Origin of the sequence: Mesorhizobium intechi, from assembly GCF_002879535.1 — a bacterium.
Lineage (GTDB): Bacteria > Pseudomonadota > Alphaproteobacteria > Rhizobiales > Rhizobiaceae > Mesorhizobium > Mesorhizobium intechi.
The window spans coordinates 99,369-124,028 of sequence record NZ_PNOT02000107.1 but is presented as its reverse complement, the minus strand read 5'-3'; the positions used below and the strand labels follow the sequence as shown (position 1 = coordinate 124,028).

24 protein-coding genes are annotated in these 24,660 nt (G+C 65.3%); 14 read left to right on the top strand and 10 right to left on the bottom strand.

Going from position 1 to position 24,660, the window contains the following annotated elements:
• Positions 1-7 precede the first annotated feature (7 nt).
• The 3 genes from C1D09_RS09900 to C1D09_RS09890 are packed head-to-tail and all read right to left on the bottom strand — an operon-like array spanning position 8 to position 3,090.
• A complete protein-coding gene (locus C1D09_RS09900; RefSeq protein WP_143974088.1) occupies positions 8-1,519 on the bottom strand; it encodes an RnfABCDGE type electron transport complex subunit D in 1,512 nt (503 codons plus the stop codon).
• Positions 1,516-2,238, bottom strand: coding sequence for an FAD:protein FMN transferase (locus C1D09_RS09895; protein ID WP_246135695.1), 723 nt, complete (start codon positions 2,236-2,238; stop codon positions 1,516-1,518). Before C1D09_RS09895 ends, C1D09_RS09900 begins: the two co-directional genes overlap by 4 nt.
• Before the next feature lie 24 nt (positions 2,239-2,262).
• Positions 2,263-3,090, bottom strand: a complete 828-nt coding sequence (locus tag C1D09_RS09890; protein ID WP_143974086.1) for an FMN-binding protein — start codon at positions 3,088-3,090, stop codon at positions 2,263-2,265.
• Positions 3,091-3,335: 245 nt separating this feature from the next.
• Between C1D09_RS09890 and C1D09_RS09885 the strand changes: the two genes are divergently transcribed.
• Both C1D09_RS09885 and C1D09_RS09880 read left to right on the top strand, forming a co-directional pair.
• A complete protein-coding gene (locus C1D09_RS09885) occupies positions 3,336-5,018 on the top strand; it encodes an FAD-dependent oxidoreductase (RefSeq protein WP_143974085.1) in 1,683 nt (560 codons plus the stop codon).
• A 70-nt stretch (positions 5,019-5,088) separates the two neighbouring features.
• Positions 5,089-5,397: a UBP-type zinc finger domain-containing protein gene (locus tag C1D09_RS09880; RefSeq protein ID WP_095773379.1), complete on the top strand. Its 309-nt coding sequence runs from the start codon at positions 5,089-5,091 to the stop codon at positions 5,395-5,397.
• An 86-nt stretch (positions 5,398-5,483) separates the two neighbouring features.
• Here C1D09_RS09880 and C1D09_RS33090 read toward each other — a convergent pair whose 3' ends face one another.
• A complete protein-coding gene (locus C1D09_RS33090) occupies positions 5,484-5,657 on the bottom strand; it encodes a hypothetical protein (RefSeq protein WP_167514550.1) in 174 nt (57 codons plus the stop codon).
• 184 nt (positions 5,658-5,841) lie between these two features.
• Positions 5,842-6,324 carry a DUF2127 domain-containing protein gene (locus tag C1D09_RS09875; RefSeq protein ID WP_143974084.1) on the bottom strand — a complete coding sequence of 161 codons (483 nt, stop codon included), beginning with the start codon at positions 6,322-6,324 and terminating at the stop codon, positions 5,842-5,844.
• Between the two features lie 38 nt (positions 6,325-6,362).
• Between C1D09_RS09875 and C1D09_RS09870 the strand changes: the two genes are divergently transcribed.
• Positions 6,363-6,905, top strand: coding sequence for a phosphatase PAP2 family protein (locus C1D09_RS09870; protein WP_143974083.1), 543 nt, complete (start codon positions 6,363-6,365; stop codon positions 6,903-6,905).
• A gap of 71 nt (positions 6,906-6,976) precedes the next feature.
• Here the strand turns inward: C1D09_RS09870 and C1D09_RS09865 are convergent, their stop codons facing one another.
• The 3 genes from C1D09_RS09865 to C1D09_RS09855 form a co-directional block, all read right to left on the bottom strand.
• Positions 6,977-7,354, bottom strand: a complete 378-nt coding sequence (locus C1D09_RS09865) for a YkvA family protein (protein ID WP_143974082.1) — start codon at positions 7,352-7,354, stop codon at positions 6,977-6,979.
• A gap of 124 nt (positions 7,355-7,478) precedes the next feature.
• Entirely contained in the window at positions 7,479-7,658 is a 180-nt protein-coding gene (locus tag C1D09_RS09860) for a hypothetical protein (protein WP_167514549.1), read from the bottom strand.
• A 98-nt stretch (positions 7,659-7,756) separates the two neighbouring features.
• Positions 7,757-9,775, bottom strand: coding sequence for a BTAD domain-containing putative transcriptional regulator (locus C1D09_RS09855; protein WP_167514548.1), 2,019 nt, complete (start codon positions 9,773-9,775; stop codon positions 7,757-7,759).
• 214 nt (positions 9,776-9,989) lie between these two features.
• Between C1D09_RS09855 and C1D09_RS09850 the strand changes: the two genes are divergently transcribed.
• The 3 genes from C1D09_RS09850 to C1D09_RS09840 all read left to right on the top strand — a co-directional run bounded on the left by C1D09_RS09850 (position 9,990) and on the right by C1D09_RS09840 (position 13,002).
• A complete protein-coding gene (locus C1D09_RS09850) occupies positions 9,990-11,078 on the top strand; it encodes a PLP-dependent cysteine synthase family protein (protein WP_143974080.1) in 1,089 nt (362 codons plus the stop codon).
• Between the two features lie 12 nt (positions 11,079-11,090).
• Positions 11,091-12,578, top strand: coding sequence for a pyridoxal phosphate-dependent decarboxylase family protein (locus C1D09_RS09845; RefSeq protein WP_143974079.1), 1,488 nt, complete (start codon positions 11,091-11,093; stop codon positions 12,576-12,578).
• Positions 12,579-12,645: 67 nt separating this feature from the next.
• Positions 12,646-13,002, top strand: coding sequence for a hypothetical protein (locus C1D09_RS09840; protein ID WP_143974078.1), 357 nt, complete (start codon positions 12,646-12,648; stop codon positions 13,000-13,002).
• Positions 13,003-13,028: 26 nt separating this feature from the next.
• On the opposite strand, the gene C1D09_RS09835 is transcribed toward C1D09_RS09840, so the two are convergent.
• The gene (locus C1D09_RS09835; protein ID WP_143974077.1) at positions 13,029-14,537 is read right to left on the bottom strand and encodes a winged helix-turn-helix domain-containing tetratricopeptide repeat protein; all 1,509 of its coding nucleotides are present in this window, start codon (positions 14,535-14,537) and stop codon (positions 13,029-13,031) included.
• A gap of 236 nt (positions 14,538-14,773) precedes the next feature.
• Here C1D09_RS09835 and C1D09_RS09830 point away from each other — a divergent pair, with 236 nt between their 5' ends.
• The 8 genes from C1D09_RS09830 (at position 14,774) to C1D09_RS09795 (ending at position 22,918) form a co-directional block, all read left to right on the top strand.
• On the top strand, positions 14,774-15,022 hold the full coding sequence (locus C1D09_RS09830) for a DUF1127 domain-containing protein (protein WP_143974076.1): 249 nt from the start codon (positions 14,774-14,776) through the stop codon (positions 15,020-15,022).
• Positions 15,023-15,164: 142 nt separating this feature from the next.
• Positions 15,165-15,536, top strand: coding sequence for a hypothetical protein (locus C1D09_RS09825; RefSeq protein WP_143974075.1), 372 nt, complete (start codon positions 15,165-15,167; stop codon positions 15,534-15,536).
• Between the two features lie 105 nt (positions 15,537-15,641).
• Complete coding sequence (locus tag C1D09_RS09820; protein ID WP_143974074.1) at positions 15,642-16,268, top strand: CDGSH iron-sulfur domain-containing protein; 627 nt, start codon at positions 15,642-15,644, stop codon at positions 16,266-16,268.
• 59 nt (positions 16,269-16,327) lie between these two features.
• On the top strand, positions 16,328-16,630 hold the full coding sequence (locus C1D09_RS09815; RefSeq protein WP_143974073.1) for a cupredoxin domain-containing protein: 303 nt from the start codon (positions 16,328-16,330) through the stop codon (positions 16,628-16,630).
• Between the two features lie 176 nt (positions 16,631-16,806).
• Complete coding sequence (locus C1D09_RS09810) at positions 16,807-18,849, top strand: hydantoinase/oxoprolinase family protein (protein WP_143974072.1); 2,043 nt, start codon at positions 16,807-16,809, stop codon at positions 18,847-18,849.
• Positions 18,850-19,103: 254 nt separating this feature from the next.
• Positions 19,104-21,275 (top strand): malate synthase G, encoded by a 2,172-nt coding sequence (locus C1D09_RS09805; protein ID WP_143974071.1) that lies wholly within the window; start codon positions 19,104-19,106, stop codon positions 21,273-21,275.
• Positions 21,276-21,596: 321 nt separating this feature from the next.
• On the top strand, positions 21,597-22,199 hold the full coding sequence (locus C1D09_RS09800) for a DUF308 domain-containing protein (RefSeq protein ID WP_143974070.1): 603 nt from the start codon (positions 21,597-21,599) through the stop codon (positions 22,197-22,199).
• Positions 22,200-22,330: 131 nt separating this feature from the next.
• Positions 22,331-22,918, top strand: coding sequence for a TetR/AcrR family transcriptional regulator (locus tag C1D09_RS09795; protein ID WP_143974069.1), 588 nt, complete (start codon positions 22,331-22,333; stop codon positions 22,916-22,918).
• Between the two features lie 61 nt (positions 22,919-22,979).
• Here C1D09_RS09795 and C1D09_RS09790 read toward each other — a convergent pair whose 3' ends face one another.
• On the bottom strand, positions 22,980-24,512 hold the full coding sequence (locus C1D09_RS09790) for a YifB family Mg chelatase-like AAA ATPase (protein ID WP_143974068.1): 1,533 nt from the start codon (positions 24,510-24,512) through the stop codon (positions 22,980-22,982).
• Positions 24,513-24,660 lie beyond the last annotated feature (148 nt).

The window sequence follows — 24,660 nt, the reverse complement described above, 5'->3', positions numbered from 1 at the left end:
GCGACGCTCAGGCAAAGCCGGGGAAATAGTCGACCTTTATCTTCGAGCGGCGAACACCCATGCCCAGCAGCATGTCGCGCAACGCTTTGACCATGGCCTGGGGGCCGGAAATGTAGAAGGTCCGCTCCAGATAGTCGGGGATGGCCAGGCGCACCAGGCGCGCGTCGATATAGCCGGGATACTGGCCCCTCTCGGCCCCCCGGGCCACGGCAAGCACCGTCCTTATGCCCAGTTCCCGCCTCGCCGCGCCGAGCACATCGCGATAGGCGATGTCCTGCTGGGTCTCGGCTCCATAGAGGACGACGATAGGCCGGCTTTCATGGCGGTCGATGAGATATTGCAGCATTGAGCGGAATGGCGTGATGCCTATGCCGCCGGCCAGGAAGGCAACCTTGGTTTGGGGATTGGCCGGCAAGGTGAAGTCGCCGGCCAGCTGGGACGCGTGGATCGTGCTGCCCGGCTTCATTGCGCCCAGCGTCCGCTTGAAGGCGCTCGATTGCGGGTAGAACTTGACGCCAAGCCGTATGGATTGCTCCGTGGGCGCCGACGCCACCGTGAAATAGCGGCGGTTGCCGCGATTGTCCGATCGGTCGAGCCCAAGCGTCCATTCCAGATATTGTCCAGCCTGGAAGGCAAGCTTCCGCGGTGACCTGAAAATGAAATCATAGCTGTCGACGGCCGATTGCTCGATGCGCTCGAGCGTCAGCACGAGGCGTCCTCTCGGGCTCACGGCGTAGGCAAACAGATTGCCGGTCAGAAGCGCCAGTTCCGGCGTGAAATAGAACGACCCGACATGGATGTTTGGCGCGAACAGGAAGCCGACGATGGCGGCAAAGGCGATGCGCGGCCACCGTGTCGTCGGCGCCGTCAGCGGCTCGGTCAGCATCACGAAAGCGAAGAACAGAAGCGGCGAGGAGCCCAGTGTCTCCGTCAGCGCGGCGGTGTATTGCGACGGCTCGGTGGTTGCCAGGATTGTCGCCAGCGCGACGACACCGAAGGTGGCGACCAGATCGAGCCGGCGCAGCTTGCGCACCAGGAGCAGGCCGCCGAAAAGCACGACGGGAAGCAACGCCAAATTGCCGCCGACCCACCAGGTGGCGGGCTGGTCGAGCAGCAGCGCGGTCAGCGCCACGCCCAGCGCCGCGGGATTGAACAAATGTTTCCCGCCGATGGCGAGGATGAATTTGGATGAAATCGCCCAGACGCAGGCGAACACCACCGCGCATATCCCCCTGAGGTCCGTGGCGGCCACCGGATCGAGGATGAGCGCCAGGATGAGGGAGGTGATGTAGACCGACTCGTTGTTGGCCGGAACCTTGAAGACGGCGGCGAAGATCCTGTTGGTGACCCAGCAGGCTGCCAGCATCAGCCCCGTCGTGAAGGCGAGCATGACCGGATCATGCGGCACGAGTTTGAGGAAACCGAGCACGAAGGCCGTGCCCAGCAAGGCGATCAGGTAATAGAGCACCAGCCGGTACATGGTCTGATGGTCGAGAAGCCGGTCGATGGTCTTGATCATGGCTGGCAAAAAGCTCCGAACCCGCTCGTCGGCGTGGCGCGACTGTTGCTGTCGACGACGTAACCTTCGAGGCCAGGCGCCTGTTCGAGGAAGAAGATGCCCTCCCGGCCCATGGCGAAGGCGGCGGTGGCGAAACGGTCGGCCTCCAGCACATCCGAGCCGATGACGGTCAGGCTGACGATTTCGGTGATCGGATCGCCGGTCCCAAGCGGATTGTAGATGTGCTGCCCGCGCGCATAGGTGCCGGAGGTGGCGACGCCGTGTCCTCGCGGGTAGATGACCTTGATGATCTCGTCGGCATTGAAGGGATTGCGGATGCCGACGCTCCAGTCGAGACCCGAAGCATTTCGGCCGCGCGACTGGATGTCGCCRCCCGCCTCGATGAAGAAATCGTCGGCGCCGGCCCGGCGAACGATTCCTGCGGCGTTGCGGATGGCCCAGCCCTTGACGATGCCGGACGGGTCCAGCGATCCGTCGGGCTTGCGGATGTCGAAATATCCGTCCGTCTGGTTTTTCGTCTGTGTCGCAAGCGCCATCACTTCCATCATTTCGGCGCTCCAGTCGCGGATCGGAAGATCGCCCCGGTTGATGGCCGAAATCTCGCTGTCGGTCCTGTAGGTGCTGAAGCACCGGTCGACGTGCTCGAAATAATCGAAGACCGCGTCGACAAGTGTCGCGCCCGAGGCACCGGCGATGTCGACGGTGATGGGCATGCCCATCAAGATCCTCGTATCGCGCATGGATCAGGACGCTGCTTTTTTCAATGCGCCGCCAAGCGACTGGATGAAGGCCCTGCTGGTCAGCGTAGCGCCCGAAATGATATCGACATTGGCGCTCTGCGCACTGATCGCCTCGTCACGCAGCATCGGCAGCGCCTGCCTGTTGATGCTGATCGAGGTGCGGCGGTCATTCGGGTATTTCAGCACCTTGAGCGCCGTGAGGCGGCCGCCTTGGATGGAAGCCTGAATCTGGATGAGGCCGTAATAGGCATCGGCGGCAGGACCGGTGTAGGTACCGTCGGCAAAGCCGCGCCTCGCCGGCTTGGTGCCGGGGCTCACAGCCAGCTTCATAGCGGCCTTGAAGACGCGGGCGGGTGCTTGCGGATAGTCCGGCCTCGGCTGGGGAACGGGGATATAGACGGCCGGGGTTATGGTGAAGGATGCTGTCCGCGCCGCGGCATCTGGGACAGTTGGAGCCGGCGCCTGTTCGTTGGGTATGGGTGCTTGAGAAAGCCGCGCAGGGCTGGCCGGGAGCGGCGGCTTTGTCGCCTGCTGCTTCGGGGCGGGCGCGGAGATCGCGGCGGTGGTTTCGCCGCCGACCGATGTCGGCGTGGTCGCCACCGGATCGAGCCGCACATTCTGCTGGCGGATCCCGGGCGATGGCGCAGGCGCTGGCGTGGGATCAGTGCGAACGGGGCTGGCCGGAGCGGGGGGCTGCAACACACTGTCCTCGGCGGCATTGGCGGAGCCCGCCGTGTCGATCATGTCGCCGGCAGGAGCCTTGCCTGCCTGGTCCCATACATAGGCGCCCGAAGACGCGATTACGAAAAGTGACAGGGCTATCTGTTTCATGGGCTCGTTCCATCTTGAATTCCGTGCCGGCGAATCGGCGTCGCGGCTATTGGCAAACAATGTCTCACGACACAGCTGACAATTGGCTGTCAGACGCCAACACCGTCGGCAGCAACGATCCTGGATCTCCGGTCGTCATCTCGAGACGAACGGTGCGACGGCCGCCCCCAGCCAAACCTGCCCTCGCGGCTAGGCGCCGAACAAACCACTTCAAACCGGGCCTCGGCTTCGCTACGCTTGCGACCATGTCCCAATCCAGCACCGCGATCTTCGGCGCCCGTCGCGACCAGGCGTTTCCCACGCTAAGCGAGGCCGACATCGACCATATGCGCCGTTTCGGCGAGGCCAGCGCCTATGCGGCCGGCGAGCACATCATCAGGGCTGGCGATGTCGCGCCGGGTCTGATCGTGGTGCTGTCGGGCAAGGTCGACATCACCCAGGACGGTCTTGGCCGGCGCGAGACGATCGTCAGCCACGGCCCGGGCAGCTTCGTCGGCGAATTGGCGCAGCTTTCCGCCCGGCCGTCGCTGGTCAATGCCGAGGCCGCCGAGCCGGTCGAGGCCTTCGTCATCCCCTCGCGGCGGGTGCGCGACCTGATGGTGCAGGAGGCCAATCTCGGCGAACGCATCATGCGGGCGCTGATCCTGCGCCGTGTCGGGCTGCTGGAAAGCGCCACCAGCGGGCCGATCATCATCGGACCGCTCGGCAATGCGGACGTGCTGCGGTTGCAGGGCTTCCTGGCTCGCAGCGGCCAGCCGCACCGCGTGCTCGATTCCGGCGGTGACCCCTGCGCCATAACGCTGGTCGAGCGCTTCGACGTCGACCCCCACCATCTGCCGGTCGTGTTGTGCCCGAACGGCAGGCTGCTGATGAATCCCGGCGAGAAGGACCTCGCCCGCTGCATCGGCCTGCTCAGGCCGATCGACGCCGATACGCTGTATGACGTTGCCATTGTCGGCGCCGGGCCGGCGGGGCTGGCGGCGGCCGTCTATGCGGCCTCCGAAGGGCTGTCGACCATCGTGCTCGATTGCCGGGCCTTCGGCGGGCAGGCCGGCGCCTCCTCGCGCATCGAGAACTATCTCGGCTTCCCCACCGGCATCACCGGCATGGCGCTGATGGCGCGCGCCTATAACCAGGCGCAGAAATTCGGCGTCGAAATGGTGATCCCGGACGAGGCGAAGCTGTTGAGCGCGGCGACCGACAATTCGGGCGCCCGCTACCTGCTCGATGTCGGCGATGGCGAAACGGTGCGCACGCGCAGCGTGGTGATCGCCAGCGGCGCGCGCTACCGGCGGCTCGATGTCGCCAATCTGTCGCGGTTCGAGGGAACGTCCGTGCATTATTGGGCCTCGCCGATCGAAGGGCGGCTTTGCGCCGGGCAGGAGGTGGCGCTGGTCGGCGCCGGCAATTCGGCCGGGCAGGCTGCGGTCTATCTGGCCAGCCATGCGCGCAAGGTGGCGCTGCTGGCGCGCGGTGGCAGCCTCGATGCCTCGATGTCGCGCTACCTGGTCGAGCGCATCAAGGCGCAGCCGAACATCGAGGTGCTGACCGAGACCGAAATCGAGGAGCTGGAGGGCGAGGAAGGCAATCTTGCCACCGTCCGCTGGCGCAACCGCGTCAGCGGCGAAGCGACGACGCGCCCGATCAGCCACCTCTTCCTGTTCATCGGCGCCGACCCGAACACCGACTGGCTGGCGCAATGCAATGTGGCGCTCGACGCCAAGGGCTTCATCCGCACCGGGTCCGAGCTCGGAGCGGAGCATGGCCTGATGGAGACCAGCCGCGGCGGGGTGTTTGCCATTGGCGACGTGCGCTGCGGCTCGGTCAAGCGCGTCGCGGCCGCGGTCGGCGAGGGTGCCCAGGTGGTCGCCGCCGTGCATGCCTATCTTGCGCGAGACGGCGCCCCGCCGTCACGCCTCAAAGCATGATCCCGAAAAGCGGGAACCGGTTTTCGGAGAAAGACCATGCTTCAACGAAGAGATTGTTCAGGAGAGAGTGATGGCGGACGAATGCAGGCATGCGGCCGGGATCAAGGATGTGACGCCGAGCGCGCTCGGCTGTGAGGAATGCCTCAAGAGCGGCTCGTGGTGGGTGCATCTGCGGCTATGCCGCACCTGCGGCCATGTCGGCTGCTGCGACGACTCGCCCAACCGCCACGCCACCAAACATTTCCACGCCACCAGCCATCCGGTCATCGAGGGGTATGATCCGCCGGAAGGCTGGGGCTGGTGCTATGTCGACGAGGTCTTTCTCGACCTGGGCGACCGCACGACGCCGCAGAACGGTCCGATCCCGCGCTTCTATTGAGGCGCCGCGCACGCGGCCAAGTTTGCGAGGCGTGAAAAAAAGCCCGGTTGTCCGGGCCTTTTTCACCTGACAGGGCCGATCCCGCATCAGTCACGCTTTGGTGTCACCGGCGCGGGTGCCGGATTGTCGACGCTGTTGTCATTCACCTGGAAGGCCTTTCCCTCGACCTTCTTTTTCTTGAGGCGGTCGCCGGTCTGCGGTTGCCGCGGGCGCTCGGGATTTTGCTCGGTGTTGTCGTTGACGTCGAAGGCTCGGGTCATGATGTCCTCCAGGGCTGTCCTGGAAGACAATGTTCGACGCGGCACGGGGTTCCGCTCGCAAAACGGGCATGTCTTGCGGCCAGGCGTTCGCAGCCCGGCCGCGGCAGCGTTTACCGTCGATCCGTCGGCCCCTTGTGCCGGCATTCAGGAAACAGGGACAAGGGCAAGGCCGGCAAATCAACCGTCATGCCGGCTTGTGCTGTCGCACGATCCTCCACTCATGCCAGATCAACACCATGACGACGGCATCGAAGACGGTCAGGACCAGCAGGCCGGGTGAATGGGTGTATGAGTAGCGGTAGACTTGATAGATCACGAACAGGCCCAAAGCCGCGAGCGAGGCCGGGTAAGACCAGAGCTTGCCTCGTAAAAGCCCGACAACCAGGGCAAGCTTTATCAGGCCGTGGCTGAGCAGGTAGAAGGCGTAGAACTCTTTGCTGGCGATCGAAAAATGACTTGCCATCTGCGACAGATGCCCAGCTATGAAGTCGTTCGGATCTTCGATCAGTTCTTCCGCGGTGAGTGCGTTCACCCAGGAGGCGATGGTATCGGTCGTGACGACATAGAGCAGAAGCCCGCCGACGCATTCGATCAGGGCATGCGCGCCCTTCAGCCATACGCTGACTTCGAAGATCTGATGGATGCGGTGTTCATCGACAGGCTTCAACAACCCACCTCGCAGCCAGCCACGGAAACCCACGCCAAATGGATGCAGCTTTAACACACTGGATCAATGCCGCGGCCGGTGTCAGCCCTTTTCTCGATAAATCGATGATCGGCGTCTCACAAATCGGCGTTCCTCTCATGGTGCTGGCCGTGGTCTTGCAATGGTGGGCGAAGGTGGACCGCTACCACGTTCGCCACGCGGCCGTGTCGGCCGGTCTGGCGTTCTTGCTCGGGCTGGCGATCAATCAGGCCATTCTTCTGTTCGTGCATCGGATAAGGCCCTACGATGCCGGCGTGACGCACCTGTTGATAGCGCCCAGCGCCGACTGGTCGTTCCCGTCCGATCACGCAACCGCCAGCATCGCGATTTTCGCCGCCTTTGCGATGCAAGGCCTGCCGCGCCGTACGATTGCGCTGTTCGCCATGGCATTCCTGATCTGCTGGTCGAGACTCTACATCGGGACGCACTACCTGACCGACGTTGTCGGAGGGGCGATCGCCGGGGTCCTGGGTGCCGTCGTGGTGCGACTAGCTTACCGCGAGAACTCCCGGCTGGACAATCTGGTGACCAAGATCCTTTAGCCGGGCGCTGCTCAAGGCGCGTTCGGGAGGGCGATCGAGCTGTTCCCGCACCACGGGACGCGGCTTCAGGATCAGCCCGCGAAGTACCGATAGCCCAGCCATCCCGCCAGCGCCACCGAAGTGACCCAGATGCAGGCGATGATCAGCGCCGCGTTGCGGCTCACCGGCCTGTCGACGGCGAGGGCGGCGGCCGCCCTGTGTTCTGCCATGACCTCGGGCGGTATCACCTTGACCACGGCAAGGATGCCCAAGGGGACCAGGATCGCATCGTCGAGATAGCCAACCACTGGGATGAAGTCGGGGATCAGGTCGATTGGCGACAAGGCGTAGCCCGCCACACACAGGGCAAGCGCCTTGGCATACCACGGCGTTCGGGGATCGCGCGCGGCAAGGTATAGCGCATGCGCGTCGCGCTTGATCGCCCGGGCCCATTCGCTCAATGTCGCCATGGGATGACCTTAGCGCCAACGGATGACGCGCCCAATAGCGCGCGCCGAGTGCCCTGCACGGTGGCTGGCGGCCCCTCGCCATGCACGGCCGTCCAACAGGCGTTCGCGACCGGCCGTTGTGCCGCTATCGCACCGATCCGGTGACCGTGCGGTCGACATCGGGAACGGATCTGCGTTCGTTGCCGGCAAGCGCGGCTATGAGCAGCAGGCTGGCCACGACCGGAACGAACAGGACGGCGACGCGGGCCTGTACATGAAGAATGGCGCGCCATTCGTTGCTGCGCTTGTCGGGGCTGTCGCTCATCATACTCACTTTGCCATGGCCCCCCCGAGGGGTCACATAGAGGCGAACTGTTAAGCAACTCCTTCCGACTTCGTTAACGCTGGATTCCAAGCGCGAAATCAGCTGAGCCCGATGCGCCTTGCGCCTTGCCGGAACAGCGCCTCGGCATCGGGGTCGAAACGGAAGGTGCCGATGAAATCGTCGGCGCGGTAATCAGGCAATGTCCTGCGGATGGCGGCGGCGAAGCCGCGCGCCTCGTCGAGCCGGCCGGCCAGCGCCAGGCAGTGCGCGGCGATCGCCAGGATGATGGTATGGGCGTTGGGCCGCGCCGCCGCCTTCAGCGCCCACTCTGCCGCCTCCTCGAACTGGCCGAGCCGGACATGCGACATGGCGCGCGAGCCCAGCATGCCGAACAGCAGCGGGTCGAAGGGGCTGAGATGCCGCGAATGGTCGGACGAGCTTATCGCCGCCCGCGGGTCGCCCGACTGCGAGTGGACGAAGGACAGCGCGTAATGGCCAAGCGCGAAATTCGGGCTGAGATCCACGGCCCGTTCCAGTTCGGCGAGCGATCCGTCATGCTCGCCGCGCAGCCACAGCGCCCGGCCCATCGCCCAGTGCGCGGCAGGATTGTGGTCGTCGACCAGCAGGCTATGGCCGGCGCTCTCGTAGGCCAGCGCGCTTTCATGGTCGCGGTCGCCCCAGCGCTGGAAGGCATTCTGCCAGTGGGTGAAGGACAGGCCGGCATAGGCGCGGGCAAAGGTCGGGTCGAGCTGCAGGGCCCTGTCGAAGAAATGCCGCGCCTGCTCGTTCTCGGCCTGGGTGAAGCGGTACATGTGCCATAGGCCGCGATGGTAGGCTTCCCACGCGTTGAGCGAATTGGGTGCCTTCAGCATGGCGCGGTTGCGTTCCACCGTTTCGATCTCGGCCGAGATCGACGACACGATGCTGTCGCCGATATCGTCGAGCACGGCAAAAATGTCGTCGGGCCGGCGCTCGAAGGTCTCGGCCCAGACGATCCTCGCCGTGCGCACCTCGACCAGCTCGACGCTGACGATGAGGCGGCCTGTCAGGCTGCGCACCGTGCCGTTGGCGACATAGTCGACGCCAAGCCTTCTGCCGGCCTCCTCGGGCGCGATGGCCTGCTCGGCCAGTGCGAACACCGATCCGCGTGCGATAACGAAGAAATCCCTGAGCTTGGCAAGCCGGGTGATGATGTCGTGGGTGAACCCGTCGGCCAGCCCGCCGCGTGCGCCGCTTTCGTCGACAAACGGCATCACCGCCAGTGAAGCGTGGCTGGGCTCGACCGGGCCGGCATCGCCCGATGGGGCCACCGATTGCGATAGGGTGGACAGGCGGTCCGGCGGCGGTGCCTGGTGCGCGGCGCGCTGGTCACGGATCGCCCGCCAGGCCTGACGAAGCGGGGCGAAATCCAGCCCTTCCGACTGAAAAAGCCGCTCCGCTGAAGCCAGATGCTGCTCGGCCGCGCCGATCTCGCCGCGCCGGGCAAGACCGGCCAGCAGCGCTGCATGCGCACGCCCGTCGAACGGCGCCAGCTCTACCCATCGATCGAGATGTCCGACCGTCTCGTCACATTCCGCCGGCAGGCTCGCGACGAGCCGTTCCAGCACCGCGGCGTGGTGCGCGTGAAAACGCCGGCGCTGGGCGACCAGCCAGCTGTCGAAAAGCGGACTCCGCTCCAGTTCCAGTCCGTCGAGCAGATCGCCGTCGAACTGTTTTGCCAACCCCTTCAATTGGTCGATGTCGAGCGTACCGATCCCTTGCGCGGCGGCACGACCGATTTGCAGCGCGTCGACACGGCATCCGTCGAGATCGAGCGCGACCATATCGCCCTGGGTGATGACCCGGCGCCGGTCCGGCGTGTCGAGGGCGGCGCGCAGCTTGCTCAGGCACCAGCGCAACTCGCCGCGGGGGTCGTTGGGCACATCCCACAGCAGCTCGCACAGGCGGGCGCGGCCCACGGCATGCGGCGCCAGCGCCAGATAGGCCAGGAGCGCGCGCAGCTTGCGCGAAGCCGGCAGCGCCACGGGCACGCCATCGCGCAGGATTTCCAGCGGTCCGAGCAGGCGCAAGGACAGGATCGGCCTGTCGCCCTCCAGTCTCGATGGTGCGGATTCCACGTGCGTTTCCACGCCTGCTCCCACGCTGGCCCGTCGGCCATTGCTTTATCACCAAACGTGACACGGCGCATCCGGGGCGAATTTCGCGCCGGGTACCGTCATTGCCGCATCGTCGGCATGTCAGTCCTAACGCGGCGATGTCTCGAAACCTCGCCGCCCAAACCGCCGGTTTGTAACCGGCCTGTGAAGCCGAACACGATCGAGGAGATCAAACATGTTGAATAGACAGAAGATCAGAACCACCGCCGGGCGCGGCCGCCTGTTCGACAGTATTCTCGACACTGTCGGCGACACGCCGGTGATCCGCGTCAACAATCTGGCACCGGCCCATGCGACGATCTACGTCAAGGCCGAGTTCTTCAACCCCGCCGCTTCGGTGAAGGACCGGCTGGCGCTCAACATCATCGAGGAGGGCGAGCGCGGCGGCGCGTTGAAGCCCGGCCAGACGGTGGTCGAGGCAACCAGCGGCAACACCGGCGTTGGGCTGGCCATGGTCTGCGCGCAGAAGGGCTATCCGCTGGTCGTCACCATGGCCGACAGCTTTTCGATCGAGCGCCGCAAGCTGATGCGCATGCTCGGCGCCAAGGTGGTGCTGACGCCGCGGGCCGAAAAGGGTTTTGGCATGTACAAGAAGGCGGTGGAACTGGCCGAGGCCAATGGCTGGTTCCTCGCCCGCCAGTTCGAGACGGCCGCCAACGCCGCCATCCACGAGGCCACCACGGCGCGCGAGATCATCAATGATTTCGCCGGCTCGCGGCTCGACTGCTTCGTCACCGGCTACGGCACCGGCGGCACCGTCGTCGGCGTGGCGCGCGTGCTGCGCCGCGAGCGGCCGGAGACCCGCATCGTGCTCTCCGAACCGGCCAATGCCCAGCTGATCGGCAGCGGCAAGGCGCAGCAGCGCGATACCCATGGCGCACCCGCCGCCAGCCATCCGGCCTTCGAGCCGCATCCGATCCAGGGCTGGACGCCGGATTTCATCCCCAATGTGCTGCAGGAAGCCATCGACGCCAGTCTCTACGACGAGGTGATGCCGGTTGCCGGGCCAGAAGGCATCAAATGGGCCAGGGCCCTGGCGCGGAAGGAGGGCATCTTCACCGGCATTTCCGGCGGCGCCACCTTCGCCGTGGCGCGGCAGGTCGCGGAAAAGGCGCCGGCCGGATCGGTGATCCTGTGCATGCTGCCCGACACCGGCGAGCGCTACATGTCGACGCCGTTGTTCGACGGTATCGAGGCAGAGATGGACGCCGAGGAGATGGCGCTGTCGCGCTCGACGCCCGGTTGCCAGTTCCCGGCGGCTTGACGGAGACCGGTCATGGACATCGCGCAGGAAACCCTCGGCATGGCCGCCGAGGAGACGCTCGACCCCGCCGACTGGGCCGCTGTCCTGGCCCTGTCGCACCAGGTCATCGACGATGCCGTCGATTATCTCAGCGATGTCAGGAACCGTCCGGCCTGGCGAGAGATGCCGGCGGATGTCAGAGAAAGCTTCGCGGCACCCTTGCCGCGATCGCCGGCACCGCTGGCCGCCGTCTACGACGAGGTCTCGCGTACGGTGATGTCCTATCCGATGGGCAACATCCATCCACGCTTCTGGGCCTGGTACATGGGGTCCAGCAACTTCACCGGCGCGCTCGGCGACTTCCTGGCGGCAATCCAGGGCTCCAATCTCGGCGGCGGCAACCACGCCGCCGGGCTGATGGACAGCCAGGTGGTGAACTGGTGCAAGCAGATGCTGGGCTTTCCCGCTTCCGCCTCCGGCACGCTGGTCAGCGGCGGCTCGATGGCAAACATCATCGGGCTGACCGTGGCGCGCAACACCAAGGCCGGCATCGACGTGCGCGAGCACGGCGTCGCGGCAATCGAAAAGCCGCTGCGCTTCTACGGCTCGGACCAGCTCCATTCCTGCCACCGCAAGGCGATGGAAGCGCTCGGCCTCGGCAACCGGGCGCTGCGGCGCATCCCGACGGATGCCGGCCTGCGCATCGACATACCGGCCTTGCGCGCGGCGATATCAGAGGACCGTGCGGCCGGTTTCAAACCGGCTTGCGTCATCGGCAATGCCGGCACCGTCAACACCGGCGCGATCGACGATCTTCAGGCGCTTGCCAAACTGGCGCATGAGGAAGGCCTGTGGTTCCACGTCGATGGTTGCATCGGCGCGCTGATCGCGATCGCGCCCGACAACGCGCATCGCGTCACCGGCATCGAATGGGCGGATTCGGTCGCGCTCGATCCGCACAAATGGCTGCACGCGCCGTTCGAGGTCGGCTGCGTCCTGGTCAGGGACGCCGTCGCGCATCGCCGGACCTTCGCGGTGACGCCGGAATATCTGGAATCGGCCCCGCGCGGCCTCGCCTCCGGCGAATGGCTGCACGATTACGGCCTGCAGACCTCGCGCGGCTTTCGCGCGCTCAAAGTGTGGATGGCGCTGAAGGAACACGGCGTCGATAAATTCGGCCGCCTGATCGACCAGAACATCGCGCAAGCCTCCTATCTCGCCGCACGCATCGAGGCCGAGCCGCTGCTGGAGCTGGCCATGTCGCCGACCATCAACATCGTCTGCTTCCGCTACCAGCCCGGCGTCACCGGCGAGGCGCTCAAGGCGCTCAACACCGAAATCATGCTGCGGCTGCAGGAACAGGGCATCGCCGTCCTCTCCGATACCACCGTGCATGGCGAGCACTGGCTGCGCGTGGCGATCGCCAACCACCGCACGAGGCGCGGGGATCTTGATCTTCTCGTTGGCGAAACGGTGCGGCTGGGGCGCGAGATCGCGGCGGAAGGTCCTTCCGTGAAATAGTTCCAAAAGCGAGCGACAGGCATGGGCGGCCATGCGATTCTGGGGCGGTGATTCGGGAGGTCCGTCCGTGACGCTGTTTCGTATGGCCGTGCTCGCGGCGCTGGTCTGTGCCAGTTCGGCCGAGGCCGCCGACATGGCCTTCTTCGTCAAGAACCTGCGCAAGGAAGCGGTTGCGGTCGAACTGTTCAGCCGCGACCGCGAGACCATCTGGCCGGGCAACGGCAAGGTGTTCCTGATCGACCCGAATTCCCAGAAATCGGTGCCGCTCTCCTGCAATTCCGGAGAGCGTATCTGCTATGGCGCCTGGGTCGACGGCAATGACCGGATCTCGGCCGGCGTCGGGCCGGACAACGACCAGCCTTGCGATACCTGCTGCTTCATCTGCGTCGAACACACGACCGAGACGATCGATCTGGTGCCGTGATTGGCGCCTCCGCGCAGGAGGTCACGTCAGTCCGGAAGACCGGCCTTGCGGAAACCATCGACGAAGTGATCGCGCATCGCGCCGTCGCGGAAGGGCTCCGTCCACACCCAGTAGCTGGTCGTGAAGTGCGGGTTGCCGATGAGGAACAATTCGACTTCGGCGCGCGCCTCGTCGAGCCGTCCGAGTTGCGCCAGGCTCGCCGCCAGGAAGCGGCGTGAGCTCGTCCGGTAGGTCTCTTCCCGACGCAAGGTCTCGACGGCGGCTTCGTAGTCGCGCGCCGCATATTGCGCCTCGCCGAGCGTCAGATAGTACCAGCTTGCCGGATAGGGATTGAGCCGGAACGCCTTGCGGATATGCTCGAGGCCTTCCTCGACCCGTCCGGCCAGCACCGCGATGTCGGACAAGGTCGCCCAGGCGTCGGCCTCGTTCGGGTCGAGTTCGAACGCCTTGGCGAATTCGGTTTCCGACTCTTCGAAACTGTGCTCATAGGCGAGCAGATTGCCGAGCACCCAACGGCAGCCGGCATCATTGGGATCGATCGCCACCGCCCTGCGCGCCAGTTCCAGCGCGATGCGACGGTTGGGTTCGACCGGCTCGCCCCAATGCACCCATCCCATCCAATGGTTCATGGCAAGCCAGCGATGGGCTTCGGCATAGTCTGGATCGAGGGACACAGCGCGCGTCAGCAGCAGATGCGCTTCCCGTGCCGTCTGGGGTGATTCGTCGATCAGCTTGCGCGCGCGCACGCACAGATCGTAGGCCTCGAGATTTGTTGGCCGGTTGCGTGGCGGCGCCGCTCGCAGCCGTCCGAGCAGGGCCTCCACGATCTTGGCCGTGGCCTCGTCCTGAACGGCAAAGATATCGTCCAGGCCGCGATCGAAGCGTTCGGCCCACAGATGCTCGCCGCTTATCGCGTCGACCAACTGGGCGTTGATGCGCACGCGCCCCGCGGCGCGTCTGGCGCTGCCTTCCAGGAGGTAGCGCACGCCAAGTTCCTCGGCGATCGCGCGCACGTCCATCGCCTTGCCCTTGTAGGCAAAGGTCGAGTTGCGCGCGATGACGAACAGGCCCGGGGCCCTGGACAGGTCGGTGATCAAATCTTCGGTCAACCCGTCGGCGAAGGCCTCCTGCTCGGGGTCGGTGCTGAGATTGACGAAAGGCAGCACCGCTATCGATGGCTTGTCGGGCAGCGGCAAGGGTTTACGCTTCGCCCGGTCAAGCTGTTCGATGGCGCCCGTGAAGCGGTAGCCGACGCGCGGAACCGTCGATATCCATTCGCCGCCATCGGCGGGAGGGCCAAGCAGCTTGCGCAGCTGCGCGATCTGGCCGGTGAGGTTGCCTTCCTCGACCGCCGTCCCCGGCCACGCCGCGTCCATCAGCTCGGCTTTCTCCAGGATTTCGCCGGGCCGTCCGACGAGCGCGGCAAGCAATTTCAGCCCGCGATAGCCGACCGCAACGGGATCGTCGTTCCGAAGCAGCGTTCCCGCACCCGGATCTAGCACGAACGGACCAAAGGCAAAGCGCGATCCCTGCATAGGCGCATCTATAGAGCAATTCCGGGAAAAATGTGAGCGGTTTCAACGCGAAAAGCGCACCGCTCTTCCCCAGGGAATGATGCCAAAACAACGCGTTAGGGCCTGTTTGGAACTTTTGAGAACTATTTGGCAGGGCTTAATTACGGCGCCCACCATATCCTGCAGAATTCAACCTCGTTCAGCTCGAAGGCCGCCCATTCTCAAACCTGTGGGCGCCAAACCATACGGAGGTTGACATGGCCAATATTCTTGCATCGGCTCCCCATCAGGCAGTGCAGCGGGGAATGTGTGTGGGGCAGGCATCGCGCCGGCGCCATGGCCTTTCCACCTTGCGGAACGCCATCGCGGCCTGGCGCGAACGGAGGCGCTTTCGCTGGGACCTCAAGCGGATCTCGGAAACCGGTCCGCATCTGATCGACGATATCGGTTTGACCAGGCGGCAAGCCGAGGAAGAGATCGCCAAGCTGCCCTTCTGGCAACGATAGGTGAAGGGCGCAATGACCCCGGTTCGTCGGCTGGCGCGTGCGATTATATTAGGGATTGCCGTTATCATCCCTTTAGCACCGGCCCCTGTCATGGCATGATGACCCCATCGGCCGCGGGGCCGATTCTTCATCGGGGGTTTCCATGTCTTTCATACCAGCGCGCGGGCTTGCCACCGCGTTTTCTCTCGCCGTCCTGTTTGCACCCGCCGCCCATGCCGGCGACGTCACCTTCGCCGTCAAGAACAGCCATCCCAACGCCATGCGCCTTGAGCTCTATAGCCAGGATCGCGACTATGTCTGGCCGGGCAACGGCAAGGACTTCTATCTCGACGACGGCGAGACCAAGTCGCTGCCGATCTCCTGCAACGAAGGCGAATCGATCTGCTACGGCGCCTGGGTCGATGGCGACGAGGGCACCTATTGGGGCGTCGGCCCCGGTAACAAGGAAAAATGCGAGGATTGCTGCTACACCTGCAGCGGCGGCGAGACCGAGGAGATCAATCTCGTCCCCTGACCGGTTTGCCAGCTTGACGGTCTTCCCCATGGGAGCCATAGCCTGATGCCCAAAGCGCGCCGCGTCCGTTCAGCCGCGGCGCGCGGTGGCAAGAGGAGCACGGCAATGGCAGGCACGGTCGAGGGCGGGAAGATCGACGTCGGCTTTGCCGGCAAGCGCTGCATCCACTCGCGCAATTGCGTGCTCGGCGACCCGCATGTCTTCGAGCCCAACGCACCGGGGCAATGGATCCATCCCGACGCGGCCAGTGTCGAGAAGATCGTCGCCATCGCCGAAAGCTGCCCGTCCGGCGCCATCACCTATGTCAGGAAGGATGGCGGGCCGCAGGAACGGCCGCCGGTGGTCAACACCGTGCGGCTGCGCGAAAACGGCCCGCTCGCCGTGCACGCCGAGATCGTGCTCGACGGCGAAACCTTCCATCGCGCCACGCTATGCCGCTGCGGGGCTTCGGAAAACAAGCCCTTCTGCGACGGCAGCCACGGCAAGGCCGGCTTCACCGCCACTGGCGAACCGGCGCTGAAGGACACGCCGGCGCTCGAAGCGCGCGATGGCCCGCTGAAGGTGACGCCGACCACCAACGGTCCGCTCAAGCTCGAAGGCAATGTCGAGATCGTCACCGGCACCGGCCACACGATCGACCGCACGCAACGCACCTTCCTGTGCCGCTGCGGGCACTCGGCCAACAAGCCGTTTTGTGACAATACGCATAAGAAGATCGGCTTCGTGGCATAAAACGCCGTTCACCGGCGTTAGTGCAGGATGAGGGTTAGCGCTTCAGGAGGAAATCCATCATGCGCACCATGCTCGTTCTTGCTCTGCTTGCCTTTGCCATGCCCGCCTATGCCGCCAATCATGCGGTTCAGATCAAGGGCATGAAATTCAACCCGCCGAAAATCTCGGTCGCCGTTGGCGATACCATCACTTTTACCAATGCCGACTCGATGACGCACACCGCCACCGCGCTCGATGGCTCCTTCGACACGGGCCATCTCGCCACCGGCAAGAGCGCCAAGGTCAAGGTATCGGCTGCCGGTGCACATCCATTCCATTGTGCGATCCACAGCTCGATGAAGGGCATTGTCACGGCCAAATAGGGGGTATCCTGCCGGATGGTCCCTGGCGTTGCGATCAAGGTGGCCGGTCTCTTCCCGGGGACGACCCGACGCTCCTATGGCGGTCTTCGCGTGTTGGCCCAGCGCTCGCAGCTTTATCGGCCGGCCGCGATAGGCTAAGGGCGGAGAAGCAAAATTCCCCACCGCCCGGACTGCCAATGACCGCCAAGACCAAGCCAAGCCCCCTGTTCCTCGGCATCGACACCGGCGGCACGTATACCGATGCCGTGCTGTGGTCCGAGACCGAAGGTCCGCAGCACGGACCGAACAAGGGCAAGGTGCTGGCCAAGGCCAAGGCGCTGACCACCAGGCATGATCTCGCCGTCGGCATTTCCGGCGCTGTCGACGCGGTGCTCGAAAAGGCCGGTACCGATCCGGCTGCGATCAAACTGGTCTCGATGTCGACGACGCTTGCCACCAATGCGCTGGTCGAGGGCCAGGGTGGCCGCGTCGCGCTCGTCATGATCGGATTTTCCGAAGCCGACCTCGCCCGCGACGGGCTGAAGACCGCGCTCGGCACCGATCCGGTGGTGTTTTGCCCGGGCGGCCACGACGTCCATGGCAATGCCGCCAAGCTTGATTTGTCAGGCCTGGAAGAGGCCTTGCCGGAACTCGGCGCCTCGGTGTCCGGCTTTGCCGTGTGCGCCTATTTCGCCACCCGCAACCCGGCGCATGAGATCGCCGCCCGCGAACTGATCCGCGACAGAACCGGCCTGCCGGTCACCGCGAGCCACGAACTGTCGGCCAAGCTTGGCGGCCCACGCCGGGCGCTGACGACGCTGCTCAACGCCAGGCTGATTTCGATGATCGACCGGCTGGTCGCCGCGACCGAAGGGTTTTTGCAAGCCCGCAACATCGCCGCCCCCCTGATGGTGGTGCGCGGCGACGGCGCATTGGTCTCGGCGGCATTCGCCCGCCAGCGGCCGATCGAGACCATCCTCTCCGGTCCGGCGGCCAGCCTGGTCGGTGCCCGCCACATGACCGGGCTCGACAATGCCGTGGTCTCCGACATTGGCGGCACCACCACCGACGTCGCCGTGCTCGACAAGGGCCGGCCGCGCCTAGATCCCGAAGGCGCCACCGTCGGAGGCTTCCGCACCATGGTCGAGGCGGTCGCCATGCGCACGTTCGGCCTCGGCGGCGATTCCGAAGTGGCGCTGGAGGACGGCGCGCTCAATCCAAAAATCCAGCTTGGGCCGCGCCGCCTTGTGCCGCTGGCGCTGGCCGGCATGGCGCATGGCGAGGCCGTCAGATCAGAACTCGAACGCCAGCTGCGTTCGCCCAATCCCGGCCGCATGGACGGCCGCTTCGCGGTGCGTACCGGCGTGCCGGACAGGCTTGCCGCCGGGCTGACCGCTCCGGAAGCGCGCCTCTACGAGGCGATCGGCGCGATCCCGCTGGCCCTTGACAGGCTGCTGACGTCGAATGCCCAGAACGCCACCTTGAACCGGCTGGTCTCGCGCGGGCTGGTGCATATCTCAGGCTTCACCCCGTCGGACGCAGCGCATGTGCTGGGCAAACAGGCCAATTGGGATGCCGCCACCGCGCGCCTCGGCGCCGAGCTGTTCGCCCGCAAGCGCGACGGCCGCGGCCAGCCGATTGCCGGGTCGCCGGAGATAATCTCGGAGCGCGTGCTGGTGACGCTGACGCGCTGGTCGGCCGAATACATCCTCGAAACCGCCTTCGCCGAGGACGGGCTCGATGGCGCGGCGACAGTGGCACATGCGCTGGTGCAGCGCGCCGTCGATGCCCATCCCGGCATCGCCCGGCTGAGTGTCGCGCTCGACCGCCCGGTCATCGGCCTCGGTGCCTCGGCGCCGCTGCATTATGCCGGCCTGGCGCCTCTGGTCGGCAATGACTGCGTGGTGCCCGAGGACACCGATGTCGCCAACGCGCTTGGTGCCGTCGTCGGCCAGGTCAGGGTCTCGGCCGAGGCGCGGGTCAGCCAGCCCAGGGAAGGGCTGTTCCGGCTTGCCTCGGGTGAGGCGGTGCGTGATTTCCTCGATGAGGCGGCGGCGATCGCGGCCGCCGAGGCCGATGTGCGGGCGATTGTCGCCGAGCGCGCCCGGGACGCCGGCACCGACAGCGCCGAGATCGACGTCGCGACAGAATTCAAGGTTTCCACGGTGGAAGCCCAGCGCATGTTCATCGAGGCGCATGTCGTGGCGGTGGCCTCGGGACGGCCAAGGATCGCGGTGTAGCCTTCTTCCTTCTCCCCGTTCACGGGGAGAAGGTGCCCGAAGGGCGGATGAGGGCAGCGCCAACGAAATTTCACTGTGCCGTCCGTTCGGCCAACGCCGCGCCGCCCCTGGCTGCCGCCATCCCCCCCCTTATACGGGGTGAAGGACGCTCTCGTCGCCAACCTTGCCTAAATGGCCCCTTCACCTTAAGCCGAATTGACCCTGCAAACCTGACATGCCAAAGGCGCCCGAGCCTTTCGTCTGGAGACAAGCTGATGACCGATCGCATCGAGATCGCCGGATTGCGGATTGCCCGCGAGCTGCATGATTTTGTGGCTGGCGAGGCCCTGCCCGGCACCGGCATCGCCGCCGATGCGTTCTGGAATGGTTTTTCGACCATCGTCCACGACCTCGCGCCGAAGAACCGCGCGCTGCTCAAAAAACGCGACGCCATGCAGGAGAAGCTCGACGGCTGGTATCGCGACAATGGCGCGCCGGTCGACATGGAGGCTTACAAGGGCTTCCTGAAAGAGATCGGCTATCTCGTTCCCGAGGGGCCGGCCTTCAGCGTGTCGACGGAGGATGTCGATCCGGAAATCGCCGTCGTCGCCGGTCCGCAGCTGGTCGTTCCCGTGATGAACGCGCGCTATGCGCTCAATGCCGCCAACGCGCGCTGGGGTTCGCTCTACGATGCGCTCTACGGTACCGATGCCATTCCCGAGACCGGCGGCGCGGAAAAGGGCAAAGGCTTCAATCCGGCGCGCGGCGCCAGGGTCATCGCCTGGGCCAAGGATTTTCTCGACCAGTCGGCGCCGCTGACGTCAGGCAAATGGGCCGGCGTCAATGGGCTGTCGGTGGCGCATGGCGCGCTGAAGCTCGGCGAGGGTGCCGGCGACACGACGCTCGCCGACCCCAGGCAATTCGCCGGCTATCGCGGCGATGCCGCCAACCCTGATGCCGTGCTGCTGGCGAAGAACGGGCTGCATGTCGAGATCGTCGTCGACCGCGGCAACCAGATCGGCCGCACCGACCCGGCCGGCATCGCCGATGTCATCCTGGAATCGGCGTTGACGACCATCCAGGACTGCGAGGATTCGGTCGCGGCGGTGGATGCGCAGGACAAGGTCGTCGTCTACCGCAACTGGCTCGGCCTGATGAAGGGCGATCTCGCCGAAGAGATCGTCAAGGGCGGCCGGAGTTTCGTGCGCAAGCTCAATCCCGACCGCGCCTACACCGCGCCGGCTGGCGGCCAGCTTACCTTGCCCGGCCGCTCGCTGATGCTGGTCAGGAATGTCGGCCACCTGATGACCAATCCGGCGATCACCGACCGCGACGGCAGCGAAGTGCCCGAAGGCATCATGGACGCCGCGCTGACGGCACTGATCGCGCTGCACGATGTCGGGCCGAAGGGCCGCCGCGCCAATTCCCGCGCCGGCTCGATGTATGTGGTGAAGCCCAAGATGCACGGGCCGGAGGAAGTCGCCTTCGCCGTCAAGATCTTCGACAGGGTCGAGGCGCTGCTCGGCATGGCCAGGAACACCATCAAGATGGGCATCATGGACGAGGAGCGGCGCACCACCGTCAACCTCAAGGAGGCGATCCGCGCCGCTCGGGAACGCGTGGTGTTCATCAACACCGGCTTCCTCGACCGCACCGGCGACGAGATCCACACCTCGATGGAAGCCGGCCCGATGATCCGCAAGGGCGACATGAAGCAGGCCGCCTGGATTTCCGCCTATGAGGCGTGGAATGTCGACACCGGGCTCGAATGCGGGCTCGCCGGCCATGCCCAGATCGGCAAGGGCATGTGGGCGATGCCGGACCTGATGGCGGCGATGCTGGAACAGAAGATCGCCCACCCCAGGGCCGGCGCCAACACCGCCTGGGTGCCCTCGCCGACGGCCGCTACCCTGCACGCCACGCATTACCACAAGGTCGACGTGCATGCCGTGCAGGCGGCGCTGAAGAACCGGCCGAAGGCCAGGCTCGACGACATCCTGTCGGTGCCGGTCGCGGTACGGCCGAACTGGACGCCGGACGAGATCCAGCGCGAGGTCGACAACAACGCGCAAGGCATTCTGGGTTATGTCGTGCGCTGGATCGACCAGGGCGTCGGCTGCTCGAAAGTGCCCGACATCAACGATGTCGGCCTGATGGAAGACCGCGCCACGCTGCGCATCTCTTCGCAGCACATCGCCAACTGGCTGCGCCACAAAGTGTGCTCGGAAATCCAGGTGCGCGATTCGCTGCAGCGCATGGCGGCGATCGTCGACCGCCAGAATGTCGGCGACCCGCTTTACCGGCCGATGGCCCCCGACTTCGACCAGTCGATCGCCTTTCAGGCCGCCTGCGACCTGGTGTTCAAGGGCACCAGCCAGCCCAACGGCTATACAGAGCCGGTGCTGCACGCGCGGCGGCTGGAGCTGAAGGCGCGCGACACGGCCTGAAAGGCAGGGTTGGCCCCAAGCGCCAACGCCCGCCTGCGCCACGCGCTCTGAACTCATGCGATAGGAAACCGCCTTGGCGGGGTGGATGTGGCCGACGGTTTCGATGGCGTCGGCGAGCGTGCGTCCCATTGAAGGCTGCCCTCGAGCAAGCCGAAAACGCGTCTAAAGAAGCCCCTTTAATTCTTGCCCTGCAAGGGCGCAGGTGAGCGCGCCGATCACACAAAAGAGATGTCAAGGTGATCGGCGATCGGCTCTGGAAGCCTTGACCGTAGACGAACTACCTACTAGTTGGTAGGCAATTGAAACGGAAGGTCCCCCATCATGCCTGGACAAATGAATGATCAGAGCCCGTCATCAAACGGCTGGCTCAAAAAGTATTACTACATGCGGTTTGCCGTATCGGCGGCCTGGGTTGCGGCGGCTTTCACCGTAGCGAAGAGCAGCCCGCCGCTCGCCGCCGCCATGCTGGTTTCCTACCCTGCATGGGACGCGCTCGCGAATTACATCGACGCCCGGCGCACCGGCGGGCTCGGTCGCAACAAGTCGCAATTGCTGAACTTTGCCATCAGCATCGTCGCCACGATTGCGGTCGCCATCGCGCTCGGTCACAGCATGAACGCGGTGCTGTCGGTCTACGGCGTCTGGGCCGTTGTCTCCGGCGTGTTTCAGCTCCTGACCGCGGCGCGGCGCTGGAAAACCACCGGTGCGCAATGGCCGATGATCCTGAGCGGCGCCCAATCGGGGCTGGCAGGTCTCTTCTTCGTCAAGATGGCAGGCGGCACCGGGATCATCGGCATCGCCAATGTTGCGCCCTATGCCGCATTCGGTGCCTTCTACTTCCTCGTGTCCGCTCTATGGCTGTCGGTCAGTGACGTCCTTCGAAAGTCGTCGCGCTCGCAAGCCGGAATTCCAGAAAAAGCGTGAGCCGCTGGGCTCGCGACTTCGCGGTAGACTCCGTCCGGAATTCCGTCAAAGCAAAGACTTGGAGCGGTTGGCCGTTTCCATGAAACGGCGAAACTCTCTAAGGACAGAGGAGCCCTCCGCCGGAGCACGTCATGAGCAAGCCTTCGAACACTGCCGATGAGATCCTGGCCGCCGCGCGAAGCTTCATCGTCGCCGGCGGCTACAATGGCTTCAGCTACGCCGATATCGCTGAGGTGGTTGGCATCCGCAAAGCCAGCATCCATCACCATTTCCCGAGCAAGGTCGACCTCGTGCAGACCCTTCTCAAGCGTTACCTCGAGGATGCCGTCACGGGCATGGCAGGGCTCGAACGCGATGTCCCCGAGCCGCCGGAGTTGCTTCGAACCTATGCCGGCATCTGGTCCCGATGCATCGAGGATGCGAGCATGCCGTTCTGCGTCTGCGCGCTGCTTGCCAGCGAGCTGCCGGCCCTTCCGCCGGAGGTTGCCGTGGGAGTCCGGGCGTATTTTCAGTTTCTCTCGGGATGGCTGACGGGTGTCATCGAGCGCGGTGCCGAAAAAGGCACGCTGGCAATTTCTGCTTTGCCACGCGTTGAGGCCGAGGCCTTCATGGCGACCGTGCATGGCGCAATGCTTTCCGCGCGAGCCTATGGCGATGTCTTGACCTTTGGCATGATCCTGACGCCAACGCTTCAGAAGTTGATCCCCGCGACCGATTGATCCGGGCAAAGACGGATCGGCCCGGGGAAAAGGACCAGGCGTAGCTCCAGAGGCCCTTCGCCTACGCCGCCTGCGCCAAGCGCTCCGAACTCATGCGATAGGAGATCGCCTCGGCCAGATGGATGCGGCCGACGGTTTCGCTGGCGTCGAGATCGGCCAGCGTGCGCGCCACCTTCAGCACGCGGTGATAGGCCCGCGCCGAAAAGGCGAGCTTCTCGCTGGCGTCCTTGAGCAGCGACAGGCCGGCTGCGTCGGGCATGGCGATGTCTTCGATGACAGCCGGCGCGCAATGGGCGTTGGTGGTGGCGCCGGTCACGCCGAGCCGTTCGAAACGCTCGCGCTGCAGGGTGCGGGCGCGCGCGACGCGCAGCGCCACATCAGCACTTTTCTCCGCCCGGTCAGGCCTTATCAGGTCGCTGGCCGAGACCGCCGGCACCTCGATCCGCAGGTCGATGCGGTCGAGCAGCGGACCGGAAATGCGTGCCTGGTAATCGGTGCGGCAGCGCTCGCCGCGCAGGCAGCGATAGCCCGGCTCGCCGGCCATGCCGCAGCGGCACGGGTTCATCGCCGCCACCAGCTGGATGCGCGCCGGATAGGTGACGCGATGGTTGGCGCGCGCGATCATGCAGTCGCCCGTCTCCAGAGGCTGGCGCAGCGCATCGAGCGTCTGCGGCGTGAATTCGGGGAACTCGTCGAGGAACAGCACGCCGTGATGGGCGAGCGAGACTTCGCCCGGCCGTGCGCGCAGCCCGCCGCCGACCATCGCCGCCATCGAGGCCGAATGGTGGGGGGCGCGGAACGGCCGCCGGTCGGTCAGCTTGCCTTCGCCGAGTTCGCCCGCCACCGAGGCGATCATCGAGACTTCGAGCAATTCCTTCGGCGCCAGCGGCGGCAGGATCGACGGCAGCCGCTGCGCCAGCATCGACTTTCCCGAGCCCGGCGGGCCGACCATCAACAGATTATGCCCACCGGCCGCCGCCACTTCCAGCGCCCGTTTGGCCGTCTCCTGGCCCTTGATGTCGGCAAGGTCGGGCAGGTCGCGCGCCGAGGCGTGGATGCCGGCCTCCGGCCGCGACAGCACCTGCGTACCACGGAAATGATTGGCGATGGCGATCAGGCTAAGCGGCGCCAGAATGTCGAAATCCTTGCCGGCCCACGCCGCCTCAGGCCCGCAGGCGAACGGACAGATCAGGCCCTTGCCCTCGGCATTGGCGCCGATCGCCGCTGGCAGGGCACCGGCGACGGCTGCAATGGTGCCGTCGAGCGACAATTCGCCAAGCACGACATAACCGGCCAGCATGTCGCCCGGAATGGCGCCAAGCGCGGCCATCAGGCCAAGCGCGATCGGCAAATCGTAGTGGCTGCCTTCCTTGGGCAGGTCGGCCGGCGCCAGATTGACCGTCACCTTCTTCGACGGCATCGACAGGCCCGACGCATGGAGCGCCGCCTGCACCCGCTCGCGGCTCTCGGCCACCGCCTTGTCGGGCAGCCCAACGATCTGCATGCCGACCTTGCCCGGCGCGATCATCACCTGCACGTCGACCGGCACGGCCTCGATGCCCTGGAAAGCGACCGTGCGAACCCGCGCCACCATTTTCCCACCCCGGATATGGGCCGCAACCCTGCGATTGGCCCGGAATATGGACCCGGAGGAACACAATCACAGATTGCTGGTCAAATCAAGAACATTACGAGAACAAGGCAATTGCTGTGGTTGCAGCGGGATTGAGCCCGGTTGAAAA

What these genes read in the sequence shown, in the direction of transcription:
- C1D09_RS09850 (WP_143974080.1), top strand. Translation starts at nt 9,990, where the DNA reads ATGTTGAATAGACAGAAGATCAGAACCACCGCCGGGCGCGGCCGCCTG.
- C1D09_RS09830 (WP_143974076.1), top strand. Translation starts at nt 14,774, where the DNA reads ATGGCCAATATTCTTGCATCGGCTCCCCATCAGGCAGTGCAGCGGGGA.
- C1D09_RS09880 (WP_095773379.1), top strand. Translation starts at nt 5,089, where the DNA reads ATGGCGGACGAATGCAGGCATGCGGCCGGGATCAAGGATGTGACGCCG.
- C1D09_RS09860 (WP_167514549.1), bottom strand. Translation starts at nt 7,658, where the DNA reads ATGAGCGACAGCCCCGACAAGCGCAGCAACGAATGGCGCGCCATTCTT.
- C1D09_RS09790 (WP_143974068.1), bottom strand. Translation starts at nt 24,512, where the DNA reads ATGGTGGCGCGGGTTCGCACGGTCGCTTTCCAGGGCATCGAGGCCGTG.
- C1D09_RS09870 (WP_143974083.1), top strand. Translation starts at nt 6,363, where the DNA reads ATGGATGCAGCTTTAACACACTGGATCAATGCCGCGGCCGGTGTCAGC.
- C1D09_RS09805 (WP_143974071.1), top strand. Translation starts at nt 19,104, where the DNA reads ATGACCGATCGCATCGAGATCGCCGGATTGCGGATTGCCCGCGAGCTG.
- C1D09_RS09865 (WP_143974082.1), bottom strand. Translation starts at nt 7,354, where the DNA reads ATGGCGACATTGAGCGAATGGGCCCGGGCGATCAAGCGCGACGCGCAT.
- C1D09_RS09900 (WP_143974088.1), bottom strand. Translation starts at nt 1,519, where the DNA reads ATGATCAAGACCATCGACCGGCTTCTCGACCATCAGACCATGTACCGG.
- C1D09_RS09820 (WP_143974074.1), top strand. Translation starts at nt 15,642, where the DNA reads ATGGCAGGCACGGTCGAGGGCGGGAAGATCGACGTCGGCTTTGCCGGC.
- C1D09_RS33090 (WP_167514550.1), bottom strand. Translation starts at nt 5,657, where the DNA reads ATGACCCGAGCCTTCGACGTCAACGACAACACCGAGCAAAATCCCGAG.
- C1D09_RS09795 (WP_143974069.1), top strand. Translation starts at nt 22,331, where the DNA reads ATGAGCAAGCCTTCGAACACTGCCGATGAGATCCTGGCCGCCGCGCGA.
- C1D09_RS09810 (WP_143974072.1), top strand. Translation starts at nt 16,807, where the DNA reads ATGACCGCCAAGACCAAGCCAAGCCCCCTGTTCCTCGGCATCGACACC.
- C1D09_RS09885 (WP_143974085.1), top strand. Translation starts at nt 3,336, where the DNA reads ATGTCCCAATCCAGCACCGCGATCTTCGGCGCCCGTCGCGACCAGGCG.
- C1D09_RS09845 (WP_143974079.1), top strand. Translation starts at nt 11,091, where the DNA reads ATGGACATCGCGCAGGAAACCCTCGGCATGGCCGCCGAGGAGACGCTC.
- C1D09_RS09800 (WP_143974070.1), top strand. Translation starts at nt 21,597, where the DNA reads ATGCCTGGACAAATGAATGATCAGAGCCCGTCATCAAACGGCTGGCTC.
- C1D09_RS09890 (WP_143974086.1), bottom strand. Translation starts at nt 3,090, where the DNA reads ATGAAACAGATAGCCCTGTCACTTTTCGTAATCGCGTCTTCGGGCGCC.
- C1D09_RS09835 (WP_143974077.1), bottom strand. Translation starts at nt 14,537, where the DNA reads ATGCAGGGATCGCGCTTTGCCTTTGGTCCGTTCGTGCTAGATCCGGGT.
- C1D09_RS09825 (WP_143974075.1), top strand. Translation starts at nt 15,165, where the DNA reads ATGTCTTTCATACCAGCGCGCGGGCTTGCCACCGCGTTTTCTCTCGCC.
- C1D09_RS09815 (WP_143974073.1), top strand. Translation starts at nt 16,328, where the DNA reads ATGCGCACCATGCTCGTTCTTGCTCTGCTTGCCTTTGCCATGCCCGCC.